We start from the raw sequence: 4692 nt of genomic DNA on the forward strand, positions 1-4692 counted from the left end.
GTGAAAAAGGCGAAATTGAAGAAATAATCCCGCTTCAGGATATTTTGAATAAAAAACTCGAAGAATTGAGTAAGAACAAAACCAATGTTATCGGTGAGATTTCAGGCCGATACCGAATTAAAAAAGTGTTTTTACAACCCGTAATAGGTTTTGGTAAATTTGTAAACACAAATTTTTCTGTTCAATATGAATTTTAACAGGTGTACTGTCTGTTGCCGGTCGCACATTTAGGCACTATCGTTTTTTTAAAGTATATAAGTCATTTAAGTTTTAGTTTTTCACAAATCTTAAATGACTTTTGTGTTTATGGACAGTAATAAATTTATGGTTGATATTGATTTTTTAAGCATTGTTGTTTCTGTCAGGAGCATTGTTTGAGAATTGTGCAATGATTACTGCAACTTTTTTCTAAATCCACTGCGGGTTATCGGTTAATTTAATATATTTAGCATCGAATATAATTAAACAACCCAAAAAACATATTTATATTATGAAAGTAACAATAGTTGGTGCCGGAAATGTAGGTGCCACTTGCGCAGATGTGATTTCTTACAGAGGAATAGCCAGTGAAGTAGTTTTGTTAGATATCAAAGAAGGTTTTGCAGAAGGTAAAGCCATGGATATCTCTCAATGTGCAACCACAACCGGTTTTGATACCCGTGTTTCCGGAAGCACAAACGATTATTCCAAAACTGCAGGAAGTGATGTGGTAGTGATTACGTCAGGTATTCCGAGAAAACCGGGAATGACACGTGAAGAACTTATAGGGATTAATGCCGGAATCGTTAAAGGCGTAGCGGATAATGTGCTGAAATTTTCCCCAAATGCAATCATTGTAGTGGTTTCCAATCCGATGGACACAATGACTTATCTGACATTAAAAGCGACAGGATTACCTAAAAACAGAATTATTGGAATGGGAGGTGCTTTAGATAGTTCGCGATTTAAATATTATTTGTCAAAAACGCTGAACAAACCGTCTAATGATGTTGATGGAATGGTAATCGGCGGGCATGGAGATACAACCATGATTCCATTAACGCGTTTGGCTTCTTATTGTGGTGTTCCTGTGTCTAACTTTTTATCTCAAGAAGAGATGGATAAAGTAGCTGCGGATACTATGGTTGGAGGTGCAACTTTAACTGGATTACTTGGAACTTCAGCTTGGTATGCTCCGGGAGCTTCTGTAGCTTATCTGGTTGACAGTATCTTAAACGATCAGCGAAAAATGATTCCTTGTTCTGTTTATCTGGAAGGAGAATACGGTCAGGAAGATATCTGTATGGGAGTTCCTTGTATTATAGGTAAAAACGGAATTGAATCTATTGTAGATGTTAAGCTGAACGATGCAGAAAAAGCATTATTTGCCAAAAGTGCAGATGCTGTTCGTGCTATGAACGCCGATTTGAAATCGGTTTTAGCATAATATTTTGAAAGAAAAAATTGAAGACTGCTTAAGGCAGTCTTTTTTTTTGGATATAATTAAGAAATAAATTGGTTAATATTTTCGTAAAGTATATATTTGCTCGTTTTTGAAAAAAGAATAATTAATTTTTAGTAATAATGCAGAATAAAGGACTCATTAAATTTTTTGCAATTTTATTTGCATTGGTAAGTATTTACCAGCTTTCCTTCACAGTTGTTACCAATAATATTGAGAGTAAAGCAAAGGCATTCGCGAATGGCGACTCTAAAAAAGAGTTGTTTTACTTAGACTCTATTGGTAAAGAAAAAGTGTTTTTAGGTCATACTTTCAATGACGTAAGAGCAAAACAAATCAATAAAGGTCTTGACCTTGAAGGAGGAATCAACGTAATCCTTCAGATTTCGGTTAAAGACGTATTGAAAGGATTGGCAAACAATTCAAAAAATCCTGTTTTTAACAAAGCGCTTGCAGAAGCAACGAAAAACAGAGAAGGAAATCAGGATTATCTTGATGCTTTCTTCATTGCTTTTGATCAGGTTTCCAATGGAACAACAAAATTATCATCACCTGAAATTTTCGCTAACAGAAATTTAAGTGATATTAATTTTACAATGTCAGATGCGCAGGTTAAAACCATCATCAAAAAGAAAGTATCCGAGTCTGTAGAAAGTGCATTCCGCGTATTGAGAGAGCGTATCGACAAGTTCGGTGTAACGCAGCCTAACATCCAGAAATTAGGGGAGTCAGGTAGAATCTTAGTGGAACTTCCGGGTGCTAAAGATATCGACCGTATCCAAAAATTATTACAGAGTACTGCTCAGTTAGAGTTCTGGGAAACTTATAAAACAGATGAGATTTCTAACTTCTTAATGGCTGCTAACGAAGCTTTAAAGAAAACAGAAAAAAATGTTGCTGCTGTAGCAGATACAACTGCTAAAAAAGGTACTGATGTAGAGTCTTTACTTAAAAACAAAGCAGCTGATTCAACTGCAACTAAAAAAGGGGAGAACCCGTTATTGGATTTAGTTAAAGGTGGCGGACAACAAGGAAGCCCGGTTTTAGCTTATTTCAATCCAAAAGATACTGCAAAAGTTAACAGCTATTTAAAAAGAGCTGATATCCGCTCTTTATTGCCAGCAGAACAGCGTTTCGCCCGTTTCGCTTGGGGTAAAGTAAATACTAAAACTCCGGACGTAGTTGAATTATATGCTCTTAAAACCAACAGAGACGGTGTGCCGCCTTTAAGTGGAGGAGTAATCACAGATGCTTCCGAGTCTTTCGACCAAATGGGAAGACCGTCTGTAACTATGCAGATGAATGCTTCTGGAGCAAAAGCTTGGGAAGAATTAACAGGTAAAGCATTTACACAACAAAGTAATATCGCAATTGTATTGGATAACATCGTTTATTCTGCTCCTGGAGTATCTTCAGGTCCAATTGCAGGTGGACGTTCTGAAATTTCAGGTGTATTCGACGTAACTGAAACTAAAGACTTAGCAAACATCTTAAGAGCAGGTAAATTACCGGCTTCTGCAGAGATCGTACAGTCTGAGGTTGTTGGTCCGTCATTAGGACAGGAAGCTATTGATAACGGAATCATGTCTTCTGTTGTTGGTTTATTATTAGTATGTTTATGGATGGTGGTTTACTACGGTAAAGCAGGTTGGTACGCTAACGTTGCCTTATTGGTGAACTTATTATTCTTATTCGGTATCCTGGCGAGTTTAGGTGCTGTATTGACATTACCGGGTATCGCGGGTATCGTGTTAACGATGGGTACTGCGGTAGACGCGAATATCATCATCTACGAAAGAGCAAAAGAAGAATTACGTGCCGGAAAATCTTTAGGGGAGTCGGTAATCGAATCTTACAGCTGGCATGGTGCTATGCGTTCAATCATTGATGCGAACGTTACACACATCCTTACAGGTTTGATCCTTTTCATCTTCGGAACAGGACCTATCAAAGGTTTCGCTACTACATTGTTGATTGGTATCTTCACCTCATTGTTCACTGCGATTTTCATTGCAAGAATGTTCATCGATAAAGATATCGCTGCAGGAAGAAAATTAAATTTCACAACGCCACTATCTAAAAACTGGTTTACTAACTTCCATTTTGACTTTATAGGAGTTAAAAAATGGTCGTACATGATTTCGACTATCGTTGTTATCGGAAGCTGTATTTCTTTCGCAATTAATGGATTAGACCAAGGTGTTGACTTCGTTGGAGGTAGAACATTCCAGGTGAAATTTGAAAAACCGGTGAACCCAACTGAAGTTTCTGAAAAACTTGGAAAAGAGTTCGGAGTAAACGTAGAGGTAAAAGAATTTGGTAATCCTAGCCAAATGAGAATTATCACTAAATATAAAGTTCAGGAAGAAGGTATAGGCGTTGACAAAGAAGTTAACGAGAAGTTATACAGCGGTTTGAAAGGTTACTATTCAAACAATATTACTTACAATCAGTTCATCAATACTGCTGAAGGTAAAACTTTAGGAGTGGTTCAGGCCACAAAAGTAAGTGCATCGGTTTCTGATGATATCAAAACCAACTCTTACTGGGCGGTAATCGGAGCAATGTTAGTTGTTGCGCTTTACTTGGTAGTATCGTTCCGTAAATACCAATATTCATTAGGAGCTCTTGCGGCTGTAGCACACGACGTTATCTTCGTATTAGGATTATACTCATTGTTGTATAAATTCATGCCTTTCCACATGGAAATGGATCAGCACTTCATCGCGGCTATCCTTACGGTAATCGGATACTCAATGAACGATACGGTAATCGTATTCGACCGTATCCGTGAATTCATCCTAGGAAACAGAAAAGGTGATTTCAACCAGATTGTAAACGATTCCATTAATACAACATTATCCAGAACAATCAATACATCATTAACAATGATCATCGTATTGGGAATCATGTTCGTATTTGGTGGTGAGTCTATCCGCGGATTCGTATTCGCCATGTTGGTGGGTATCGTGGTAGGAACTTACTCTTCATTATTCATCGCTACTCCGGTATTGGTAGACACTATGCCGAAGTCTGATAAAAAAGAAGTAGAAAGACTTCACGCGGAAGCAAATGCACAAAAAGAAGTAGAAGCATAATTTAATGCTCTTATAATAAAAAAAGCCTCACAGTTTGTGGGGCTTTTTTTTATATCTCTATTTTTTTATTGAAAAACTTGTAATGATTAAATTGTAAATAAATAATTATAACATTTCTTTGTAAAAATGTTAAATATAATTATTATTGTAGGA

The 4692-nt window shown here is 36.8% G+C and carries 2 protein-coding genes and 1 pseudogene; all 3 read left to right on the forward strand.

What is annotated here, in order from left to right:
* Window positions 1-197 (forward strand): annotated as a pseudogene (locus VLB74_RS13295) (hypothetical protein); the annotation flags it as partial.
* Between the two features lie 293 nt (window positions 198-490).
* Window positions 491-1426: a malate dehydrogenase gene (gene mdh, locus VLB74_RS13300; RefSeq protein ID WP_325203943.1), complete on the forward strand. Its 936-nt coding sequence runs from the start codon at window positions 491-493 to the stop codon at window positions 1424-1426.
* A 137-nt stretch (window positions 1427-1563) separates the two neighbouring features.
* Window positions 1564-4539, forward strand: coding sequence for a protein translocase subunit SecDF (gene secDF, locus VLB74_RS13305; RefSeq protein WP_325203944.1), 2976 nt, complete (start codon window positions 1564-1566; stop codon window positions 4537-4539).
* Window positions 4540-4692 lie beyond the last annotated feature (153 nt).

Source organism: Flavobacterium sp., assembly GCF_035456225.1.
Taxonomy (GTDB): domain Bacteria; phylum Bacteroidota; class Bacteroidia; order Flavobacteriales; family Flavobacteriaceae; genus Flavobacterium.